Here is a 17361-nt window from a genome sequence, read left to right as displayed (position 1 = left end):
GCCGGTTCGGGCCGGCCGGGTGCGGGGCGTGGGGCCATGCGGCCGGCCGCGGCGCCCGCCCGCGGCGCTGCGGGCGGTCCCTCGGACGAAGGTGACGGGGTCGGCGCGAGTGCTCGGGCGGGACGCGGCTCCGGAGTCCCGGACGGACCGGACGCCGGTGCTCCGGCACGCACCCAGGCGGACGCCGGTCATCCGGCGAAGCCTCGGAAAGACGACAGGACTCCGGTAAGCCCTCCGACGCACGCCGGCACTCCGGCCGGACCTCCGACGGACACCGGCGCCCCGGCAACCGCCCCGGACACCGTCGTGCCCGCGCCAGGACCGGCGGTCGGGCGGACCGGTGGTGGCGACGCCCGGCGGCGGATTCCGCGGACCGACGTGGTGCTGCGCGACCCGCGGCTGGCCGAGGCCGTGGGTCGGCTCGGAGCGGATGTGGTCAAGGGCGCGGTCCGGCGGGCGCAGGGCCGGGCGCGGGAGGGCGGCATCACCCCGGAGCAGGTCCCGGACACCGCCGTCGCCCTGCTCCCCGGCACGGCCGGCGGGCTCCGGCCGGTGATCAACGCGACCGGCGTCCTGCTGCACACCAACCTTGGCCGGGCACCGCTGTCGGCGGCCGCCCGGCAGGCGGTGGCGGCGGCCGCCGGGCCGACCGACGTGGAACTCGACCTGGCGACCGGGGTGCGGGCCCGGCGCGGCCGCTCGGCCATGGCGGCGCTCGCCGGCCGCGTCCCCGCCGCCGGCGCCGTGCACGTCGTCAACAACGGGGCCGCCGCGCTCGTACTGGCAGCCACCGCCCTCGCGGCCGGCCGGGAGATCGTCATCAGCCGGGGCGAGATGGTGGAGATCGGGGACGGCTTCCGCCTGCCGGACCTGCTGGTCTCCACCGGCGCCCGGCTGCGCGAGGTCGGCACCACCAACCGCACCACCGCCGCCGACTACGCCGCCGCCGTCGGACCCGCGACCGGCTTCATCCTCAAGGTGCACCCCTCCAACTTCCGCATCACCGGATTCACCCGTGGCGCTGAGGTGAGCGAGCTCGCCGGGCTCCCGGTGCCCGTCGTCGTCGACATCGGCTCGGGTCTGCTCGCCCCGCACCCGGAACTGCCCGGGGAACCCGACGCCGCCACGGCCCTCGGCGCCGGGGCCGCCCTCGTCACCGCGAGCGGCGACAAACTGCTCGGCGGCCCCCAGTGCGGGCTGCTGCTCGGCCGCGCCGACCTCGTCCGCGCCCTGGCCAGGCACCCGCTGGCCCGCGCCCTGCGGGTCGACAAGCTCACCCTGGCCGCCCTGGAGGCCACGCTCACCGGACCGCCCACTCCGACCGCCACCGCCCTCACCGCCGACCCGGCCGGTCTCGAGGACCGCGCCGACCGGCTCGCCGCCGCCCTGTGCGGCGACGGGATCGACGTCCGGTCCGTCGCCGGCGCCGCCACGGTCGGCGGGGGAGGGGCGCCCGGCGTCACGCTGCCCAGCGCCGCGCTGTCGCTGCCCGAGCCGTATGCCGCGGCCCTGCGCACCGGCCGGATCCCCGTGGTGGGCCGGCTGGAGGCCGGGCGGTGCCTGCTCGACCTGCGGGCCGTGCCGCCGGAGGACGACGAACAACTGGCCGGGGCCGTACGGGCGGCCCGCCCGGCCGCGGAGAGGTAGGCGCCGTGCACGTCCTCGCCACCGCCGGCCACGTGGACCACGGAAAGTCCACCCTGCTGCGGGCGCTCACCGGTATGGAACCGGACCGCTACGAGGAGGAGCGCCGCCGGGGGCTGACCCTCGACCTCGGCTTCGTGTGGACGCGGCTCGAACCGGACGGCGGGCACCTCGCCTTCGTCGACGTGCCCGGGCACGAGCGCTTCGTCGCGACCATGCTCGCCGGTGCCGGCCCGGTGCCCGCCGTGCTGTTCGTCGTCGCCGCCGACCAGGGCTGGCAGCCCCAGTCGCAGGAGCACCTGGCGATCCTCGACGCGCTCGGCGTCCGGCACGCCGTCCTCGCGGTGACCCGCAGCGACCTCGCGGACCCCGAGCCGGTGCGCGCGGACGCCGCCGAGCGACTCGCCGCCACCTCCCTCGGCACGGCGCGGTCCGTGGCCGTCAGCGCGGTCACCGGGGCCGGACTCGACGCCCTGCGCGCCGAACTGGCGGCACTGACGGCCGAGTTGCCCGCCCCCGACACCGAGGCAGACGTACGCCTGTGGCTGGACCGGGCCTTCACCGTGCGCGGCCACGGCACCGTGGTCACCGGCACGCTCGGCGCGGGCACCCTGCGCGTCGGCGACCGGCTGGTCACCGCGGACGGGGACGTGCTGCGGGTGCGCGGCCTGCAGACCCTTCACGAGGACCGGACGGAGGCCGGCGCGGTGGCCCGGGTCGCCGTCAACGTGCACGGACCGGGGGCCGGCGGACTGCGGCGCGGCCAGGCACTGCTGACCCCGGACCGCTGGCTGACGACCGGCACCGCCGACGTCCGGATCGCCGGCGAGCCCGTCCGCGACCTGCCCCGCTCGGTCACCCTGCACATCGGCTCGGCCGCCGTCCCGGCGACCGTCCGCCCGCTGGGCGAGGACACCGCCCGGCTCACCCTGTACCGGACCCTGCCCCTGCGGATCGGGGACCGGGCGGTGGTCCGCGAACCCGGCGGCAGCCGCACCCCCTGCGGCGTCACCGTCCTCGACGTACGCCCGCCCCGCCTGACCCGGCGGGGCGCCGCCCGTGCCCGCGCGGCCGAACTCGCCGCGACGACCGGCCACCCCGACGGCGCCGCCGAACTGCGCCGCCGGGGTCTGGTCCGGCGCCGCGACCTGCTCGCCATGGGCGTCCCGCCGCCGTCCGAACCCGTCGCGGGGGACTGGCTGGCCGACGAGAGGTTCTGGACGGACCTCGGGGACCGGCTGGCCGCCGAGGTCGGCCGGTACGCCGGCACGCACCCGCTGGAACCCGGCCTCCCCGCCGAGGCGGCCCGCCGTCTGCTGGGTCTGCCCGACCGCACCCTGGTGGACGCCCTCGTCCGGGCGACCCCCCGACTCCGCGAGCACCAGGGCCGGTTGTACGACGCCGACGCCGGCCGGCCCGCGCTGCCCCCGCCCGTCCGGGCGGCCGTGGACGCCGTGCGCGGGGATCTGACCCGGACGCCCTTCCGCGCGCCCGAGGCCGGCCGGCTGACCCGACTGGGCCTGACCGGCGCGCCGTTGGCCGCCGCCGTCGCCACCGGCGCCCTGCTGCGGATCGCCGACGGCATCGTGCTGCTGCCCGGGGCGGACGCCGCGGCCGCCGCGGAACTGCGCCGGCTGCCGCAGCCGTTCACGCTGAGCGAGGCCCGGCGCGCCCTGGACACCACGCGCCGGGTGGCCGTACCGCTGCTGGAGCATCTGGACGCCCAGGGGTACACGGAACGCGTCGACGACCAGCGACGGCGCTGCCGGCCCGGGCCGGGGAGCGGAGGCGGACGGGAATCGAACCCGCCTGCCCGAGATCCTCGGGCACCTCGGTTTTGAAGACCGGGAGGGCCACCAGGCACCCACACGCCTCCACCGCTCGACCAGGCTAGTGCCCCGGGAGACACGCATGACACCGACCCGCCAAGCGTCCGTACGCCTCACGCAGTTCGCCCACGGCGGCGGCTGCGCCTGCAAGATCCCGCCCGGCGAGCTGGAGGACGTGGTCGCCGGACTCGGCGCGCCGCTGCCCGAGGGCGCCGGCCCGCTGCTGGTCGGCCTCGCCACCGGGGACGACGCCGCCGTCGTCGCGCTCCCCGGACAGGACTTGGCCATGGTGTGCACCGCCGACTTCTTCACCCCGGTCGTCGACGACCCCTACGACTGGGGACGCATCGCCGCCGCCAACGCGCTGTCCGACGTCTACGCCATGGGCGGCCGGCCCGTCCTCGCCGTCAACCTGCTCGCCTGGCCCCGCGACCGGCTGCCCTTCGAACTGGCCCGTGAGGTGCTGCGCGGCGGCCTGGACATCGCCACCGAGGCGGGCTGCCACATCGGCGGCGGGCACAGCGTGGACGACCCGGAACCCAAGTACGGCATGGCCGTCACCGGACTCGCCGACCCCGCCCGGCTGCTGCGCAACGACGCAGGCCGCGCCGGTCTGCCGCTGTCGCTGACCAAACCGCTCGGGCTGGGCGTGCTGAACAACCGGCACAAGGCCACGGGGGAGCGGTTCGGGCAGGCGATCGCCACGATGGCGGCCCTCAACCGGGACGCGTCCGCCGCCGCCCTGGCCGCGGGCGCCACCTGCGCCACCGACGTCACCGGCTTCGGGCTCCTCGGCCATCTGCACAAACTGGCCCGGGCCTCGGGCGTGACCGCCGTGGTCGACACCGCGGCGGTGCCGTACCTCGACGGCGCCCGGGAGGCCGTCCGGGACGGCTACGTCAGCGGCGGCACCCGGCGCAACCTGGACTGGGTCGCGCCGTACACCGACTTCGGCGGCGCGGACACGGACACCCGGCTGCTGCTGGCGGACGCGCAGACCTCGGGCGGGCTGCTCGTCGCCGGCGAGGTGCCCGGAGCCCCGGTGGTGGGGGAGCTGGTGCCCCGCGGGGACCACTCGATCGTGCTGCGGTGAGCCGCCTCGCGGCCTCGTCCCGGGCCGCTCGACCGGCCCGGGACGAGCCGCGCTACGGCTCCGTTCCGGTGTGCTCGTCGATGCCCGCCCGGGCCCGGTAGGACCGCACCAGCTCCGGCGACGCCGGACCCCGCGGACGGCGACCCGGACGGATGTCGACGGCGAACGCCTTGGACTCCTGGATGTGCGTGTTCGGGTCCAGGGACAGGTGCAGCAGTTCGTTGGCCGCGTCCCCGGTGCTGTAGCCGTTCGGGCCCCAGTGGTACGGCAGGCCCACCTGGTGCAGGGTCCGGCCCTGCACCCGCAGCGGCGCCATCCGGTCGGTCACCAGCACCCGCGCCTCGATCACCCCGCGCGCGCTGACGATCGTCGCCCAGCCGGTGTGCGCGAGGCCCCGCTCGGCGGCCAGCTCCGGGGAGATCTCGCAGAAGAACTCCGGCTGGAGCTCGGCGAGGTACGGCTGCCAGCGGGACATGCCGCCCGCGGTGTGGTGCTCGGTGAGCCGGTAGGTGGTGGCCACGTACGGGAACACCTCCGCACCGGGCTCGGTGCCGCTCGGCTGGTAGCGGTTGTCCGGGAGCGTCGGCATCAACTGCCGTACCGGATTGCGCTGCTGCCCGTACAGCAGGTTCGGGAACGGGGAGTCCTGCGGTTCGTAGTGCGTCGGCAGCGGGCCGTCGGTGAGCCCCGACGGCACGTACAGCCACGCCTTGCCGTCGGCCTGCATGATGAACGGGTCCCGGCCGGACAGCGCCTCGGGGCCGGTCGCGCCCTCGGGCGGCTCGTGACCGGGCGCCTTGTCCTTCTTGAAGTCGGGCACGTCGTGCCCGGACCACTCGCCGTGCTCACCCCGGTCCGGGTCCCACCAGACCAGGGCCTTGCGCTCGCTCCACGGCCTGCCCTCCGGATCCGCCGAGGCGCGGTTGTACAGGATGCGCCGGTTGGCCGGCCAGGCCCACGCCCACTCGGCCGCCACCCAGTCCTGCTCCCGGCCCGGTTTGCGGCGCGCGGCCTGGTTGACGCCGTCGGCGTACACCCCGCAGTAGATCCAGCAGCCGCAGGCGGTGGACCCGTCGGACTCGAGCTGTTCGTAGGACGAGAGCGGACGGCCACCGGCCCCGTGGCCGTTGATCTCGGCCAGCACGGCCTCCGCGTCCGGTTCGACCAGCTCGCCCCTGGTCGGGTAGTCCCAGGTCAGGTCGAGCACCGGACGGTCCATCTCGTCGTCGGACCCGGCCAGCCGCTGCCGGATGAGCCGCCCGAGGTGATACGTGAACCACAGGTCGCTGCGCGCCTCGCCGGGCGGCTCCACGGCCTGGTGGTGCCACTGCAGCAGCCGCTGCGTGTTGGTGATGCTGCCCTCCTTCTCGGTGTGCGCGGCGGCCGGCAGGAAGAAGACCTCGGTGCCGATGTCCTCGGTGCGCAGCTCCCCGGTCTCGATCTCCGGTCCGTCCTGCCACCAGGTCGCCGACTCGATGAGGGAGAAGTCCCGCACCACCAGCCAGTCCAGGTTGGCCATGCCCATGCGCATCAGCTTGGCGTTGGCGTTGCCGACCGCCGGGTTCTCCCCGACCAGGAAGTAGCCCTTGCACCTGCCTTCGAGCTGCGCCATGGCCGTCTCGTAGGCGGAGTGGGAGCCGGTCAGCCGCGGCAGGTAGTCGAAGCAGAAGTCGTTCTCCCGCGTCGCGGCGTCGCCCCAGTACGCCTTGAGCAGGCTCACCAGGTAGGCCCGCATGTTGCCCCAGTAGCCCTTGTGCGCCGCCTCGGCCTCCACGAACGCCTCGAGGTCCTGGTTCTGGTGGGCGTGCGGCATCGGGATGTAGCCGGGCAGCAGGTTGAACAGGGTCGGGATGTCCGTGGAGCCCTGGATGGAGGCGTGCCCGCGCAGGGCGAGGATGCCGCCGCCCGGGCGGCCGATGTTGCCGAGCAGCGTCTGCAGCACGGCGGCCGCGCGGATGTACTGCACGCCGACCGTGTGCTGCGTCCAGCCGACCGCGTACGCGAACGCCGTGGTCCGGTCCCGTCCGGAGTTCTCCGTGACCAGGTCGCACACCTGCCGGAACAGGTCCCGCGGCACCCCGCAGACCTCCTCGACCAGCTCCGGCGTGTAGCGGGCGTAGTGCCGCTTGAGCACCTGCAGGACACAGCGCGGATGGGTCAGCGTCTCGTCCCGCTCGGGCTCGCCCTCGCCGATCACGGCGCCGCCGGAGCCGTGCGCCTCACCGCGCGCCGCCTCGGTGACCGAGCTGTCGTCGGAGCGCTCACCACCGGTGCGCTCGTCGTACTCCAGATCGCGTTCGCCCGAGGCCGCCTGCATCTCGGTGCCCTCGTACCGCCAGCTGCTGTTGTCGTAGGAGCGGCTGTCGGTGTCCAGGCCCGAGAAGACGCCGTCCAGGTCCTCCGTGTCCCGGAAGTCCTCCCGCAGGATCACCGAGGCGTTGCTGTACGCCAGCACGTAGTCCCGGAAGTACTTCTCCTCCCGCAGGACGTGGTTGATGATGCCGCCGAGGAACGCGATGTCCGAGCCCGCGCGCAGCGGCACGTGCACGTCGGCCAGCGCGCTGGTCCGGGTGAACCGCGGGTCGACATGGACCACCTTCGCGCCGCGCGCCTTCGCCTCCATCACCCACTGGAACCCGACCGGATGGCACTCGGCCATGTTCGAGCCCTGGATGACGATGCAGTCCGAGTTCTGCAGGTCCTGCTGGAAGGTGGTCGCGCCGCCGCGTCCGAACGAGGTTCCCAGACCGGGAACGGTGGAGGAGTGTCAAACACGCGCCTGGTTCTCGATCTGGATCGCGCCCAGCGCGGTGAACAGCTTCTTGATCAGGTAGTTCTCCTCGTTGTCGAGCGTCGCCCCGCCCAGGCTCGCGATGCCGAGGGTGCGCCGGGTGCGCTTGCCGTCGGCCTCCCACTGCCAGCCGGCCCGCCGCGCCTCGACGACCCGGTCGGCGATCATCTCCATCGCCGTGTCCAGGGCCAGCCGCTCCCACCGGGTGCCGTGCGGTCGCCGGTACAGCACCTGGTGCTCGCGCGCGCTCCCCGTCGTGAGCTGCAGACTGGCCGAGCCCTTGGGGCACAGCCGGCCGCGCGAGATGGGGGAGTCCGGGTCGCCCTCGATCTGGGTGACCTCGCCGTCCTGGACGTACACGTTCTGCCCGCAGCCCACCGCGCAGTACGGGCAGACCGACTTCACCACCCGGTCCGCCGAGGCCACCCGGGGCTCCAGCCGCGCGCTGCGCCCGCTCTTGGCGGCGGCCCCCCGGCCCAGCGGGTCCGTGCCCGTGAGCTGGCGATAGACCGGCCAGGAGTCGATCCAGGTGCGTACGCCCACGACTCGCTCCTCCCGTCGACGCTCCTCGATTCTCACGCCACCGCGCGACGGCGGCATCCCGGCCCCGGTGTGCGGCGGGGTACCCCCGGCCCGAACGGCCAAACAGGCGTCGCCGCCCCGGGCCGCGCGCACCGGGGAACCGGTTCAGCCGCCGCGCGCCGCCAGCCGCTCGCGCTGCGGTACGACCGTGTACTTCGGGTCCTCGGCGGAGTCCACTCCGGCCTGGAACACCCCGAAGCGCAGGGCCGCCGAGCCGGACAGCAGCGCGACACCGGCCGCGAGGGCCAGGCGCCGGTCACGCACCCGCCCGGACAGCGCCCCCAGAGCGGCGCCGCCCGCCGTCAGCGCCTCGGCGGCGCGCAGCAACCGGTGCGGCCTGCCCGTGTCGTAGGGTTCGGCGGCCAGTCCGAGACGTCCCTTCATCAGCCGGAAGGCGCCCAGTTCCAGCGCGGCACCGAGGGCCGCCATCCGGCGCGCCGGGCCCGCCTGGCCGGCCGGGGCGGCGGCCAGCGCGAGACCGGAGGCCGCGGCGGCCGCAGATCCCGCGAAGACGTAGGGGAGCTGCCGGTAGCCCTCGTGCCAGGACGGCACCGCCGTGTCCGAGAGGAGCACCGCGGTGTAGGTCGCCACCGCCGGGCCGAGGACGGCGGCGCCCGCCGTGGCGGCCGAGCCCGCGAGACGGTAGCGGCCCGCGACGTCGGCGGCCGCCGCGGCCATCGTCAGCGGGGCGTAGCCCACCAGCAGCCACGAGCCCACGCTCATCGGCGACGTGGGCTTGAACACCCGGAGCATGTGGAGGAAGCGGGCCGGGCGGCCCAGGTCGTGCACGAGCGCGACCAGGGACAGCGAGATGGCGCCGGCGGCTCCGAGCTTCGCCGGCCGGGCCAGCCCCGGCCGCCCGCTGAGCGAACCCCCGGCCGCGAGCAGCGACGACGCCCCGGCCAGACCGCCGAGATACAGGTAGCCGGCGATGTCGAGCGCCTTCCACGTCGGCTTGTTCAGCACCGGTTTGCCGTAGTACGACGAGAACTCCGCCTCCGGGACCATCGGCTGCTCGCCCCGGCCGCGCCGGCGCCGGCGGCGCCCGGCCCGCGCGCCCGTCGGGGCCGCACGGCCGGGCCGCCCGCCCCGCATGCCGTCCCGGGTCACGTCCGAACCGCTCATCGCGGCCTCCTCACGAAGCTGGTGACGGCGAGCGCGGCGAGCGCGCCGGCGGCCAGCGCGGCGTGCCGCCACATGCCTGGCAGGTCCCGGGTGGTCACGACCGGGTCCGGGGGCAGGCCGTACACCTCCGGTTCGTCCAGCAGCAGGAAGAACGCGCCGTCCCCACCGACCCCGTCGTCCGGGCTCTCGCCGTACAGCCGGGCGTCGCTCACCCCGGCCTCCCGCAGCCGGGCCACCCGGGACGCGGCCCGCTCGCGCAGTTCGTCCAGCGGGCCGAACTGGATCGACTCGGTCGGGCAGGCCTTGGCGCAGGCCGGCTCCATCCCGACGCCCAGCCGGTCGTAGCACAGGGTGCACTTCCACACCCGGCCGTCGTCCCGGCGCTGGTCGATGACGCCGTACGGGCAGGCGGGCACGCAGTAGCCGCAACCGTTGCAGATGTCCTCTTGGACGACGACCGTGCCGAACTCGGTGCGGAACAGCGCGCCCGTGGGGCACACGTCGAGGCAGGCCGCGTGGGTGCAGTGCTTGCACACGTCCGAGGCCATCAGCCAGCGCAGCTCGGTGCGGCCGTCGGGCGAGACGGGGGAGATCTCCCCGGCCGGGGCACCCGCGGGCGCCGCGCGGGGCGGGGGAGCGGCGGCCCCCGGCCCCGGCGAGCCGGCGCCGGTGCCGAGGTCCGCCGCCGCGGCGAACACGTCGACGTCCTCGTGGACGACCCCGGGCTCGTGCCCGCCGAAGGGTTTGCGCTGCTCGATGAACGCCACGTGCCGCCAGGTGTCGGCGCCGAGGCCCTGCGTGTTGTCGTACGACATGCCGGTCAGTTCGAGCCCGTCCTCCGGGACGGCGTTCCACTCCTTGCAGGCCACCTCGCACGCCTTGCAGCCGATGCACACGGAGGTGTCGGTGAAGAAGCCCATCCTGGGCGGGGCGTCCGGATAGCCCGCGGCACCCGCGACATCCGGCTGGGGGCCGTACAGCAGATGCCCGGGTGCCGGTCCGGCGCCCCTCGTGCCGTCGTCGTCCGGGGTCATGCCGCACCCTCCTCGCTCGGCCCTCGCCCCGCCAGCCCGAGGCGCGCAGACGTCCTGGGTCCGGGTCCTGGTGCCCTGTCTCGAGCGTGGCACGGGTGCCCTCGCTCCGCGCGTCCGAAACGGCCCCGCGGCGGCCGCACCACCTCTGGGGCGACGCCGCCGGGCGGGACGTTCCGGGAGGCGCGCCGGGCGATGTCCCGGGAGGCGCCGAACGGAATGGGGTACCCGGGAAAACGCGCTGTACACCCCGGATCGCGGATCGCGCCGTGAAGTTCTTCCGGCCGGGCCGCTGCTTTGTGAGGCATCGTGAAAGTGGGTTAGCCTGCGACGTATTTTTCTCATCAGGCAAATCCGTGAACTGCGGAAATGCACACACCAAGGGCCGGGTCAGGCCGCGTGCCCGGTGGTGGTTCCGAGCCCTCTGCCCGAGGGCTCCTGGGGAGCGGAACGAGGGTGCGCATGGCCGGCAAGGCGACTGGGACGATCGACGCGGTCCCGGGTGAACAGGAACTGAGACGGCTCCTCGCGGGGCTGACGGCGGTCCGTGACGGTGACTTCGGCACACGACTGCCGGACGACTCCAGCGGACTGATGGGCGACATCGCCACCGTCTTCAACGGCATGGTCGACCAGTTGTCCGTGTTCACCTCCGAAGTGACCCGGGTGGCCCGCGAGGTGGGCACCGAGGGCACCCTCGGCGGCCAGGCGGAGGTGCCCGGCGTCTCCGGCACCTGGGCCGACCTCACCGACTCCGTCAACGCGATGGCGGGCAACCTCACCACCCAGGTGCGCGACATCGCCCAGGTCGCCACCGCCGTGGCCAAGGGCGACCTGTCGCAGAAGATCGACGTCCCCGCGCGCGGAGAGATCCTCCAGCTCAAGGAGACCGTCAACACGATGGTCGACCAGCTCTCGGCGTTCGCCGACGAGGTGACCCGGGTGGCGCGCGAGGTGGGCACCGAGGGGCGCCTCGGGGGGCAGGCGCAGGTGCCCGGAGTCGCCGGTGTCTGGCGGGACCTCACGGATTCGGTCAATTTCATGGCCGGAAATCTCACCGCTCAGGTACGTAACGTCGCCCAGGTCACGACGGCGGTGGCGCAGGGCGACCTGTCGCAGAAGATCACGGTGGACGCCCGCGGCGAGATCCTGGAGCTGAAGAGCACCATCAACACGATGGTGGACCAGCTCTCGGCGTTCGCCGACGAGGTGACCCGGGTGGCCCGCGAGGTGGGCACCGAGGGCCGGCTGGGCGGTCAGGCGGACGTCAAGGGCGTCAAGGGCACCTGGCGGGACCTCACGGACTCGGTCAACTTCATGGGCGGGAACCTCACCGCCCAGGTGCGCAACGTCGCCCAGGTGGCCACCGCGGTGGCGCAGGGCGACCTGTCGCAGAAGATCACGGTGGACGCCCGCGGCGAGATCCTGGAGCTGAAGAACACCATCAACACGATGGTGGACCAGCTCTCGGCGTTCGCCGACGAGGTGACCCGGGTGGCCCGCGAGGTCGGCACCGCCGGCAACCTCGGCGGACAGGCCACCGTGCGAGGGGTCTCGGGCACCTGGAAGGACCTCACCGACAACGTCAACGTGATGGCGTCCAACCTCACCGGTCAGGTCCGCTCCATCGCCCAGGTCGCCACGGCCGTCGCCAAGGGCGACCTGTCGCAGAAGATCACCGTCGAGGCCAAGGGCGAGGTCGCCGCGCTGGCCGACGTCATCAACACCATGGTCGACACGCTCTCCGCGTTCGCGGACGAGGTCACCCGCGTCGCCCGCGAGGTCGGCACCGAGGGCCGGCTCGGCGGACAGGCCCATGTGCCCAACGTGGCCGGTACCTGGAAGGACCTCACCGACAACGTCAACTCCATGGCCAACAACCTCACCGGCCAGGTGCGCAACATCGCGCTGGTGACCACGGCCGTGGCCCGGGGCGACCTGTCCAAGAAGATCGACGTGGACGCGCGCGGCGAGATCCTGGAGCTGAAGACGACCATCAACACGATGGTGGACCAGCTCTCGGCGTTCGCCGACGAGGTGACCCGGGTGGCCCGCGAGGTGGGCACCGAGGGCCGGCTGGGCGGTCAGGCCGAGGTCGAGGGCGTCTCCGGCACCTGGAAGCGCCTGACGGAGAACGTCAACGAACTCGCCGGCAACCTCACCCGGCAGGTGCGCGCCATCGCCGACGTGGCCAGCGCCGTCGCCGAGGGGGACCTGACCCGGTCGATCACCGTCGACGCCTCCGGCGAGGTCGCCGACCTCAAGGACAACATCAACTCCATGGTGGAGTCCCTGCGCGAGACCACCCTGGCCAACCAGGAGCAGGACTGGCTCAAGACCAACCTCGCCCGTATCTCCGCCCTCATGCAGGGCCACCGCGACCTGCCCGTCGTCGCGGAGCTGATCATGGACGAGCTGGTGCCCCAGGTCTCCGCCCAGTACGGCGCGTTCTACCTCGCCGAGGACGGCGAGAGCGGGCCCGAACTGCGGCTCGTCGGCTCCTACGGCCGGCCGGAGGAGGACAACCGGCCCGCCCGCATCCCGTTCGGCCGGTCCCTGGTCGGCCAGGCCGCGCGCAGCCGCCGCACGATCGCCGTGGACGAGCTGCCGGCCGGCTACGTCACCATCTCCTCCGGGCTCGGACAGGTCGAGCCCACCGCCCTGCTGCTGCTCCCCATCCTCTTCGAGGAGCAGGTCCTCGGCGTCATCGAGCTCGCCTCGGTCACCACGTTCACCCCCGTCCAGCGGGACTTCCTGCAGCAGCTCGTGGACACCATCGGCGTCAACGTCAACACGATCGTCGCCAACGCCCGCACCGACGAACTGCTGGAGGAGTCCCAGCGCCTCACCAGCGAACTGCGATCCCGTTCCGCCGAGTTGCAGGCACGCCAGGAGGAACTCCAGCAGTCCAACGCCGAACTGGAGGACAAGGCCTCCCTGCTGGCCGACCAGAACCGGGACATCGAGGCGAAGAACCTGCAGATCGAGCAGGCGCGGCAGGAACTGGAGGCCCGCGCACAGCAGTTGTCGCTCGCCTCGCGCTACAAGTCCGAGTTCCTCGCCAACATGAGCCACGAGCTGCGCACCCCGCTCAACAGTCTGCTCATCCTCGCCCAGCTCCTGGCCCAGAACCCCTCCCGCAACCTCACCCCGAAGCAGGTCGAGTACGCGGGCATCATCCACTCCGCGGGTTCCGACCTGCTGCAGCTCATCAACGACATCCTCGACCTGTCCAAGGTCGAGGCAGGGAAGATGGACGTCAGCCCCGAGCGGGTCCCGCTGCGGCAGCTCATCGAGTACGTCGAGGCCACCTTCCGCCCGATGACCTCGCAGAAGAGCCTGGACTTCACCGTCACCACCGCGCCCGGCGCCCCCGCCGACCTGCTCACCGACGACTCCCGGCTGCGCCAGATCCTGCGCAACCTGCTGTCCAACGCGGTGAAGTTCACCGAGCAGGGCAGCGTCGAGCTGCGCATCGAACCCGCCCCCGACGGCGAGGTGCCCGAGGGCGTGGTGCGGGGCGGAGCCGTCGTGGCCTTCCGGGTCAAGGACACCGGCATCGGCATCCCCGAACAGCAGCGGGAGACGATCTTCGGCGCCTTCCAGCAGGCGGACGGCACCACCAGCCGCAAGTACGGCGGTACCGGCCTCGGTCTGTCCATCACCCGGGAGATCGCACATCTCCTCGGCGGCGCCGTCACCGTCACCAGCACACCCGGCAAGGGCAGCACCTTCACCCTCTTCCTGCCGGTCGCCCGGGAGGACTTCGAGGACCTGCTGCGCAGCGCGCCGAAGCCGCCCGAGCTGTCGCCGGCCGGCGCGGCGCCCGGAACCGTGGCCCTGGAGGCAGGGCCCCCGGCGTCCGCCAAGCGGGAACGCCCGCGCCGCCTGCTGGTGGTGGAGGAACGGCCGCGCGGCCTGCTCACCCTCGTCGCCGAGAGCGTCGTCGGGGATCTCGGGCACGGCCGTGCCGAGGCCACAGCCGTCGACATCATCGCCGCGGTCGGCGCGCACGAGGCGGCCGGTGCCCTCGCCGCCGAACCCTGCCACTGCGTCGTCGTCGAACTCGGCGCGCCGGACGGGGAGTCCGCACGTTTCCTGCGGGCGCTGCGCGGCGACTCCGCGCTGGCGAGCGTCCCGGTCCTGGTGCACAGCTCGCACCGCACCGAGCACCTCACCGAGGACACCGGGGGCGGCTCGCTGGAGTACCTGTACAGCCTGGACGAGCTGCGCGAGCGGATCGCCCTGCACCTGGCGGCCGAGGAGCCCGGCGAGGTGCTCACCCTGGTCCGCGGCGAGGAGCCGCAGCTCACGGCGGTCCAGCCGGTCGACGAGCGGACCCGCGGCCGTACGGTCCTCGTCGTCGACGACGACGCCCGGAACCTGTTCGCGCTCAGCGGCATCCTCGAGCTGCACGGTTTCCGCGTGCTGCACGCGGAGAACGGCCGCAAGGGCATCGACACGCTGGTGAGCAACCCGAACGTGGAACTCGTCCTGATGGACGTGATGATGCCCGAGATGGACGGCTACACCGCCACGGCCGAGATCCGCAGGATGCCCCGGTACGCCGACCTGCCGGTCATCGCCGTGACCGCCAAGGCCATGCAGGGTGACCGGGAGAAGAGCCTCGCGTCCGGCGCCAGCGACTACGTCACCAAGCCGGTGGACACCCAGGACCTCATCGCCTGCGTCCGGCGCTGGCTGCCGGCATGAGGACGCACGCCATGACCACCGGCCGAGGGGCAGGTAACCGGTGAACGACCACGAACCGCTGACCGAGGCGGCCGGGCTGGACCCGGGCTCCGCCGGTGCCGGCCCGCTCGCCGTCCCCGGCCCGCCCGGGGCCCTGGCACCGTCCGGCCCGGCGGAGGCCGCGGCATCCTCCGGGCCGGCCGGGGAGAGCGTCCCCGCGGGCCCGTCCGGGACACCGGCCACCTCGCCCGTGGGCAGGCTGGCCGCGACCGTCGAGCGGCTGCGCGGGGAGGTGCGGGCGGCGCAGGCCGAGGCCGAGGGCCGGGCGCTGCTGGAACTGGCCAAGGGCATCCTGGTCGAGCGCCTCGGCTGCGGACCGGCCCAGGCCGCCCGGCAGCTCGCCGAACTCACCGAGCAGGCCCGGGTGACCCCGCTGGAGTTCGCGGTCGAGGTCATCAACCAGGCCGCCCGGGACCGGGTCTCGGAGGTCGCCAAGGCCTTCCTGGCCGCCACCGCGGATCCGGCCGGACAGGTCGAGGACTCCGCCGCCGTGCGGCTGCGCAGCGCCGAGAGCGGCGTCCTCGCCGCCCACGACACCCAGGCGGTGGCCGACTCGCTGCTCCAGCACGCCCTGCGGCCGCTCGGCGCGGTGGCCGTCGCGGTCTGGGCCACCGGCTCCGACGGGTCGCTGACCCTCGCGGGCAGCGCGGGGTTCGCGCAGGCCGAGGCGGACCGCTGGCGCTACGTCCCGCCGGACGTGGCCACCGTGGCCCGGCGCGGCCTGACCGAGCCGGACGGCCAGTGGCTGACGTCCCTGGCCGAGTCCGGCCTGCCCACCATCGGCCGCCGGGACTTCGCGGAGGGCGCCCGGGCAGCCGTACCGGCCGGCGTGGGCGGCCGCATCCACGGCGTCCTGGAGATCGCCTGGCCGGGTCCCGAGGGCCCGAAGCCGCCCCAGGTGGTCCGCCAGCTCGAGGCGCTCGCCGAACTGTGCGCGCACACCCTGGAGTCCCAGCCGCTGCTGCCCGGGGTCCAGGAGAACCGGGTGCTGCCCGACGTGGTGGAACTGATGGATCTGGCGGACGGGCTGCACGACCCGGCCCTGGTCCTGGTGCCGCACCTCGACGACACCGGACAGCTCGTCGACTTCCGTATCCAGCACGTCAACAGCCACTTCCTCGACCCGGCGGGCCGGCCACGGGCCGTCGTCGGCGGCGCCCTGCTGCTGGAGGCCTACCCGATGGCCGCCGGGACCAACGAGCTGTTCCAGCGGGTGGAGCGGGTCTACGCCACCGGCGAGCCGTTCCGCGCCCACCGCATGCGGCTCACCGCCCTGGTCGACCAGGTGCCGCTGTCGGCGGTCGCGGACATCAGCATCAGCCGGCACGGCTCCACCGTGCTGCTGATCTGGCGGATCGAGGACGAGGCGGCCCGCCTGGCCAGCCTGCTCCAGCACGCCCAGCGGCTCGGCCGCATCGGCGGCTTCGAGGAGAACCTGCTGACCGCCGAGATCACCTGGAACGGCCAGCTCTTCGACCTGTACGGGCGGCCGCCCACCAGCCCTCCGGTCCGGCTGGAGGACCTGGCCGCGCACGCCCACCCCGACGACGCCGTCGGCATCGGCCGGTTCCTGCGCACCCTGGTGCACCACCGGCGCCCGGCCTCCGTGGCCTTCCGGCTGCAGCGGCCGGAGGGGGTGACCCGGCACGTGCGGGTGGTGGCCGAACCCGTCCTGGACACCGACGGCCAGCTCCTCGTGATCCGCGGCGCCTACCAGGACATCTCCGCCCAGCACTGGACGGAGGTCGCGCTGTCCGCGACCCGTGACCAGCTCGCCCACACCGAGCAGCAGGCCGACGAGCGCAACCGGCTGGCCCTGCAGCTCCAGCACGCCATCATGCCGCCGACGCAGGCCCCCCTGGAGGTGCCCGACCTGCAGGTGGCCGTGCGCTACCGGCCGGCCGAGACGGAGCAGCTCGTGGGCGGCGACTGGTACGACGCGGTGGTGCTGCCCTCGGGCCTGGTACTGCTGTGCGTGGGCGACGTCGCCGGGCACGGCATAGAGGCCGCCACCAGCATGGTCGTCCTGCGCAACGCGCTGCGCGGACTGGCCGTGACCGGCGCCGGGCCGGCGCAGCTGCTGTCCTGGCTGAACATCGTCGCCCACCATCTGACCGGGGCGGTCACCGCCACCGCGGTGTGCGGTCTGTACGACGGTGAGCTGCGCACCCTGCGCTGGGCCCGCGCGGGTCATCTCCCGCCGGTCCTGGTGCGGGACGGGGAGGCCACCGCCATGCCCACGCTCAAGGGGCTGCTGCTGGGCGCCGTACCGGACGCCGTGTACGAGGAGACGGAGGTCCAGCTGGCGGCGGGGGACACCCTGCTGATGTACACCGACGGTCTGATCGAGCGACGGGACCGCTCCGTCCAGGAGTCCCTCTCGCACCTGCTGTCCATGGCCCGCTCGGCGCCCTGCGGTCTGGACCAGCACCTGGACCGGCTGCTCACGCACAGCAGGTCGGACACCGACGACGACACCTGCATCGTGGGGCTCAGGCTGGCCTGAGCCGGGCG

At 74.1% G+C, this 17361-nt stretch carries 7 protein-coding genes, 1 tRNA gene and 1 pseudogene; 5 read left to right on the top strand and 4 right to left on the bottom strand.

All coding sequences use genetic code 11. The features are described from left to right. Positions 1-306: 306 nt before the first annotated feature. Together selA and ACWCPN_RS25670 are read left to right on the top strand one after the other, a co-directional pair. Positions 307-1647 carry an L-seryl-tRNA(Sec) selenium transferase gene (selA, locus tag ACWCPN_RS25675; RefSeq protein WP_451210413.1) on the top strand — a complete coding sequence of 447 codons (1341 nt, stop codon included), beginning with the start codon at positions 307-309 and terminating at the stop codon, positions 1645-1647. Beyond that, a pseudogene (locus ACWCPN_RS25670) lies at positions 1557-3392 on the top strand (SelB domain-containing protein); the annotation flags it as partial. The gene selA and the pseudogene ACWCPN_RS25670, both read left to right, overlap by 91 nt. 35 nt (positions 3393-3427) lie before the next feature. Here ACWCPN_RS25670 and ACWCPN_RS25665 read toward each other — a convergent pair. Continuing rightward, positions 3428-3520: transfer RNA gene (locus ACWCPN_RS25665), tRNA-Sec, on the bottom strand. 35 nt (positions 3521-3555) lie between these two features. On the opposite strand from ACWCPN_RS25665, the gene selD reads away from it, so the two are divergent. Further along, positions 3556-4566, top strand: coding sequence for a selenide, water dikinase SelD (selD, locus tag ACWCPN_RS25660; RefSeq protein WP_451210410.1), 1011 nt, complete (start codon positions 3556-3558; stop codon positions 4564-4566). Between the two features lie 52 nt (positions 4567-4618). On the opposite strand, the gene fdh is transcribed toward selD, so the two are convergent. From fdh to ACWCPN_RS25645, 3 genes are all read right to left on the bottom strand, one after another. After that, positions 4619-7900: a formate dehydrogenase gene (gene fdh / locus ACWCPN_RS25655; RefSeq protein ID WP_451210407.1), complete on the bottom strand. Its 3282-nt coding sequence runs from the start codon at positions 7898-7900 to the stop codon at positions 4619-4621. 144 nt (positions 7901-8044) lie between these two features. Continuing rightward, entirely contained in the window at positions 8045-9064 is a 1020-nt protein-coding gene (gene nrfD / locus ACWCPN_RS25650; protein ID WP_451210404.1) for an NrfD/PsrC family molybdoenzyme membrane anchor subunit, read from the bottom strand. Continuing rightward, positions 9061-10098 (bottom strand): 4Fe-4S dicluster domain-containing protein, encoded by a 1038-nt coding sequence (locus ACWCPN_RS25645; RefSeq protein ID WP_451210401.1) that lies wholly within the window; start codon positions 10096-10098, stop codon positions 9061-9063. The genes nrfD and ACWCPN_RS25645 overlap by 4 nt, the downstream gene beginning before the upstream one ends. A 459-nt stretch (positions 10099-10557) precedes the next feature. Here ACWCPN_RS25645 and ACWCPN_RS25640 point away from each other — a divergent pair, with 459 nt between their 5' ends. After that, the gene (locus tag ACWCPN_RS25640; protein WP_451210398.1) at positions 10558-14808 is read left to right on the top strand and encodes a HAMP domain-containing protein; all 4251 of its coding nucleotides are present in this window, start codon (positions 10558-10560) and stop codon (positions 14806-14808) included. Between the two features lie 133 nt (positions 14809-14941). Further along, complete coding sequence (locus ACWCPN_RS25635; protein WP_451210550.1) at positions 14942-17353, top strand: SpoIIE family protein phosphatase; 2412 nt, start codon at positions 14942-14944, stop codon at positions 17351-17353. Positions 17354-17361: the final 8 nt, after the last annotated feature.

It is taken from the genome of Streptomyces sp. NPDC002386 (assembly GCF_053593175.1).
This window is presented reverse-complemented; position numbering and strand designations above follow the sequence as displayed.

Excerpts from the sequence above, each read along its gene's own strand:
- ACWCPN_RS25640 (WP_451210398.1), top strand. The coding sequence starts at position 10,558 with ATGGCCGGCAAGGCGACTGGGACGATCGACGCGGTCCCGGGTGAACAG.
- nrfD (WP_451210404.1), bottom strand. The coding sequence starts at position 9,064 with ATGAGCGGTTCGGACGTGACCCGGGACGGCATGCGGGGCGGGCGGCCC.
- selD (WP_451210410.1), top strand. The coding sequence starts at position 3,556 with ATGACACCGACCCGCCAAGCGTCCGTACGCCTCACGCAGTTCGCCCAC.
- ACWCPN_RS25645 (WP_451210401.1), bottom strand. The coding sequence starts at position 10,098 with ATGACCCCGGACGACGACGGCACGAGGGGCGCCGGACCGGCACCCGGG.